General features: G+C 72.5%; 4 protein-coding genes and 1 pseudogene. 1 reads left to right on the forward strand and 4 read right to left on the reverse strand.

Annotation, left to right across the window (positions count from 1 at the left end):
• The first annotated feature begins 343 nt into the window (after positions 1 to 343).
• The gene (locus ACTWQJ_RS47430) at positions 344 to 574 is read left to right on the forward strand and encodes a DUF2277 domain-containing protein (protein ID WP_443312576.1); all 231 of its coding nucleotides are present in this window, start codon (positions 344 to 346) and stop codon (positions 572 to 574) included.
• Positions 575 to 617: 43 nt separating this feature from the next.
• Here the strand turns inward: ACTWQJ_RS47430 and ACTWQJ_RS47435 are convergent, their stop codons facing one another.
• From ACTWQJ_RS47435 to ACTWQJ_RS47450, 4 genes and pseudogenes are all read right to left on the reverse strand, one after another.
• Positions 618 to 1,244, reverse strand: coding sequence for a DedA family protein (locus tag ACTWQJ_RS47435; protein ID WP_443312577.1), 627 nt, complete (start codon positions 1,242 to 1,244; stop codon positions 618 to 620).
• 151 nt (positions 1,245 to 1,395) lie between these two features.
• A complete protein-coding gene (locus tag ACTWQJ_RS47440; RefSeq protein WP_443312578.1) occupies positions 1,396 to 1,848 on the reverse strand; it encodes a DoxX family protein in 453 nt (150 codons plus the stop codon).
• A 79-nt stretch (positions 1,849 to 1,927) separates the two neighbouring features.
• Complete coding sequence (locus tag ACTWQJ_RS47445) at positions 1,928 to 3,811, reverse strand: FAD/NAD(P)-binding protein (protein ID WP_443312579.1); 1,884 nt, start codon at positions 3,809 to 3,811, stop codon at positions 1,928 to 1,930.
• Positions 3,812 to 3,975: 164 nt separating this feature from the next.
• Positions 3,976 to 4,160, reverse strand: a pseudogene (locus tag ACTWQJ_RS47450) (alkaline phosphatase D family protein); the annotation flags it as partial.

The raw sequence follows: 4,160 nt of genomic DNA on the forward strand, positions 1-4,160 counted from the left end.
GCCTCCCACTCCTCCGGGTCCCAGCACCGCAACGGTGAGCTTGTCGTACGCCATGGAGTATGGCTCCTCTCGGTGGTCGGCCCCGGGGAGGTGGCCGCCTCGGAGTGGATCATTGCAGGCGGGGGTGGGGGAGGGGTATGGCGGGTTCGGAGTGTGAGATGGCCGCCGTGGGGGTGCGGGAGCGGAGGCGTGGGGTGCGGTGGGAGGCGGTGGTCCGCGCTGCGGGGTTGCCGCTGCGCCCACCCTCCCCCACTCTCGGCTTCGCTCGAGCGGGGGGGGACCCCCATCGGCCCAGCGGCACAACTGCCCGCAGCTGCGTCGGCAGTTGTGATGCACTGGACCCATGTGCCGCAGTATCAAGACGCTTCGTCCGCCGGCGTTGCCCGAGGAGGCCACCGAGGCCGAGATTCGGGCTGCCGCCCTGCAGTACGTGCGGAAGGTCTCCGGGTTCCGGGCGCCGGCCGCGCACAACCGGGAGGTCTTCGACCGCGCCGTCGATGTGATCGCCGAGGCGACGGCGGAGTTGTTGGCCGGGTTGGAGGTGCGGGGGCAGACGGCTCGGCAGGCGGGTTAGGCCGGTCGGGCAGCAGGTCGGGCCTGGTCGGCGGAGCAGAGGGCTACGCCGTCTCCCCGGGCTCCGGCCGTCGGCGCATCAGGTACGTCGCCGCCGCGCCGGCCGCGAACAGCGCCAGGACGGACACGCCCGTGGCGAGCCAGGTCGTGCCCAGCCAGTGGGCGCCGAAGTAGCCGAGGGCGACGCTGTAGGTGGCCCAGGCGAGGCCGGCGAGGGCGGACCAGGGGACGAAGTCGCGGGCGCGGCGGTGTGCGGCGCCGGCGGTGAGGGAGACGACCGAGCGGCCGGCGGGCGCGAAGCGGGCGAGGACCACCAGGGCGCCACCGCCCCGGGCCAGAGCCGTGCCGAGACGTTCCTGCGCGGTGCTCAGGCGGGGTGAGCGGGCGAGCGCGCGGTCCAGTCGGGCGCCGCCACTCCAGGCCAGGCGGTACGCCACCAGGTCGCCCAGCACGGATGCGGTGGTCGCGCACAGCGTCAGGGCCAGAATGTCGGGGACGTTGTCCGGGACCTGGCCGGTCGCCGCGCCGGAGCCCGCGGCCGCGGCCGTCGCGGCCATGATGACGAGCAGGCCGCTCGGCAGTACCGGAACGAACACATCGAGGAGAACCGACACAGCGACCATGGCGTAGATCCATGGACTGCCTGTCAGTGACCCCACACTCTCCAGCACCGCGACTCCCCGTTGCTCCCCCGTGAGCCATAGAGCGTACGCCTGGGTGTGACAGAAGGGTCACAGGGGGCTCGTGTGTTCGGTGCCAACACGACGGCGCCCTCCCTCACCCGAGTGAGAAAGGGCGCCGTATGTACAGGTTCCGGCAGGATCAGGCCGTCACCGGCGACCGCTCGCCCGCCGGCTTCCCCGCCGTCGTCGAGCGCTTGGCGAACAGCCGGTCCAGGCTGAGAGCGCCGGAGCCGGTGAATATCAGCAGGAACATGGCCCAGCAGTACAGGGCCGCGGCCTCGCCGCCGTTCTGGATCGGCCACAGGGCGCCCGGCTGATGCACCTTGAAGTACGCGTACGCCATCGCGCCGGACGCGATGAACGCCGCGACGCGGGTGCCGAGGCCGAGCATGACCAGGGCGCCGCCGACGAGCTCGATGACGCCGGCGTACCAGCTGGGCCAGGTGCCCGCGGACACCGTCCCGCCCTGGCCGTCGGCACCACCGAGGACTCCGAAGAGCTTGGAGGCACCGTGGCAGACGAAGAGCAGGCCGATCACGATCCGGAACAGGCCGAGGATGTACGGCTGCGCGCTGTTGAGGCGTGCGGTCATTGTGGGGGGCTCCTACGGTCAGGCAGGCCAGGATGACCTGCCGGTGACGTAATCGAACGAAAGCCCAGCGTAGGTAGCCCTAATCAATGCTTGCAAGTTCAACAACCTGTCGGTTTGCTGTCGCTTGTAGCTCCGCGGCCGTACGCAGCACGGCCCGCGCCACCCCGTCCGCGTCCGACAACGTGACCGAATCCACCCCGGGCCGGGCCCCCGCCGCCGTCACCCAGTGCACGCCCTCCGTGGGCACCCCGAAGGCGAACCGCCGGGCGTGTGGCTCACCTCGACGGTCCACCAGTCGATAGGGCCGGGGCGTCACGTCCAGCCCTCCCGTTTCGTAACCGTCGACCGTGTGCGGGCGGCACTGTCCGGTCTTCAGCAGCCCGGCCAACAGGTCGTCGGCGGTGCGGCGCAGGTCGGGCTCCGGCAGCCGGGCCTCGATGAGCGTCGTCACGCGGACCGCCGAGCCCGGTATGTCGGGCGAGTGCGCCACCCACGCCCCGTCCGCGCACCGCACCTCCAGGCGCGGCCCGAGCACCTCCACCACACCTGCCTCCACCAGCGCGGCCAGTTCCTCGATGCGGCGCCGGGGCGGGCCGATGGACAGGAAGGCGTTGAGCGGGGTGTACCAGCGGTCCAGATGGTCTCGGCGGGAGACGCCGGACAGTCCACCGTGGTCGACGATCAGCCGGATCTCGTTGCGCAGATCGCGCAGCACATCGAGGGCGGCCTTGAGCGGGCCGTGCACATTGCCGAGGGCGGCCTGCGCGGCGTCCTCGCGCAGATAGGACAGGAGCCAGTCCCGCCACTGACCGGGATCGTCGAAAGCGCGGCCCGCGTAGGGGCGGGAGATCCGTTCCCAGCACCAGCGTTCGGTCGTCGGGACGCCGAACTCGTCGAGCAGGCGGGCCTCTTGGGGGGCGCGGTGGGAGACGGCGAGATAGTGCTCGGCGAACTCGGGGCGTCGTAGCAGCGTGGTGTAGTAGACCGTCTCCACCTCCTTCGCCACCAACGGCCATATCTCCGTCAGGAAGTCGGGTGCGTCGCCCGAGTCCGCACGCTTGCGGAAGCCCGCGATCACCTCCGGGGTCAGCACGAGCGGGGTGTGACGGCCGTACGGGCCCTTGGCGTTGTCGCCGCGCGCCTGGTACGGGATGCCGCGCCGGGAACCGGCGTACAGGCGAGGCTCGCGGCCGGAGGGGACATAGCGCAGCCCTGCGTCGGAGGGGACGAAGCGGCCGCCACGGCCGGTGGTCAACAGGGCCATGTGGTCGAAGAAGTTGAGACCCAGGCCGCGCAGCAGCACCGGTTCGCCGGGGGAGAGGGCGGACAGGTCCACGTCCGCCGGGTTGGCGGGCGGGATGTGCCGCAGGCCGTGGCGGTCGGCGTACGCCGCCTGGCGCCGCTGCTTCGCGTCCGGGGCGGCCGGCAGATGGCCCTGCGCGAGGACGACGGCCGCGAGGCCGGTCAGCGTACGGCCGTCGTCCAGGGCGAGCAGCTGACGGCCGTCGGGGCCGTCGTCCAGCCGTATCGCGCGGGCGGCGTGGGTCTCGACGCGCACCTCGGGCGGGGCCTGCCGCACCACCTCGGCGAACACCCACTCCAGGTAACGGCCGTACTGCGCCCGGGTCGGATACTCGTCCGGCCCCAGCTCGCCGCCCGCCCACTCGTGCAGGCTCGGCCCCGGCCGGATCGGCCCCGAGCAGTCCACACTGTCGTCGGTGAACAGGGTCACCTGCGAGGCCACGGTGTTCATCAGCAGTTCGGCCGACTGCGCGGTGCGCCAGACGCGGCCGGCGCCGGCCGGCGCGGGGTCGATCACATGGACCGTCAGCCGGGTGCCGGGCTGGAGGAGTTCACGGGCGGAGGCGCAGAGCCGTTCGAGGACGCTGGTGCCGCGCGGCCCGGCACCGACCAGGGCGACGGAGACCGGGTCGGGTGCGGACCCCGACCGGGGCCCTGGTATGGAGGACTCCGATGCGGACTCCGCGGTCGGTGCAGACAAAGCGGTGACTCCCGGGCGTGTGGGGCGCAGAGCGGCGAACCGCCCGCGGGAAGCGGACGGCCCGCCTCATCATGCCTTCGGGCGCCACAGAAGCCAACGCACGTCCCACAGGTCCCGGATGTGCCTCATGCGGTGGTGAGGACCGACTCCTCCACCGTCGTCAGCCGCGCTCCGCCCCGCCCGTCCGCCTTGGCCTGGTCCAGCCGCAGCCGCGCCGAACGGCCGTGCAGCGTCAGCGTCATGAGCTGGTTGCCGAACCACGGGCCGCCCGCGCGCCGCCAGTCGATCGGCGGGCGCGGGACACGGCCGT

Source organism: Streptomyces sp. KR55, assembly GCF_052245645.1.
In the GTDB taxonomy this organism is placed as follows: domain Bacteria; phylum Actinomycetota; class Actinomycetes; order Streptomycetales; family Streptomycetaceae; genus Streptomyces; species Streptomyces flavusporus.

Bases quoted from the DNA above. Each gene is read 5' to 3' on its own strand.
- ACTWQJ_RS47440 (WP_443312578.1), bottom strand. From the start codon at position 1,848: ATGACCGCACGCCTCAACAGCGCGCAGCCGTACATCCTCGGCCTGTTC.
- ACTWQJ_RS47430 (WP_443312576.1), top strand. From the start codon at position 344: ATGTGCCGCAGTATCAAGACGCTTCGTCCGCCGGCGTTGCCCGAGGAG.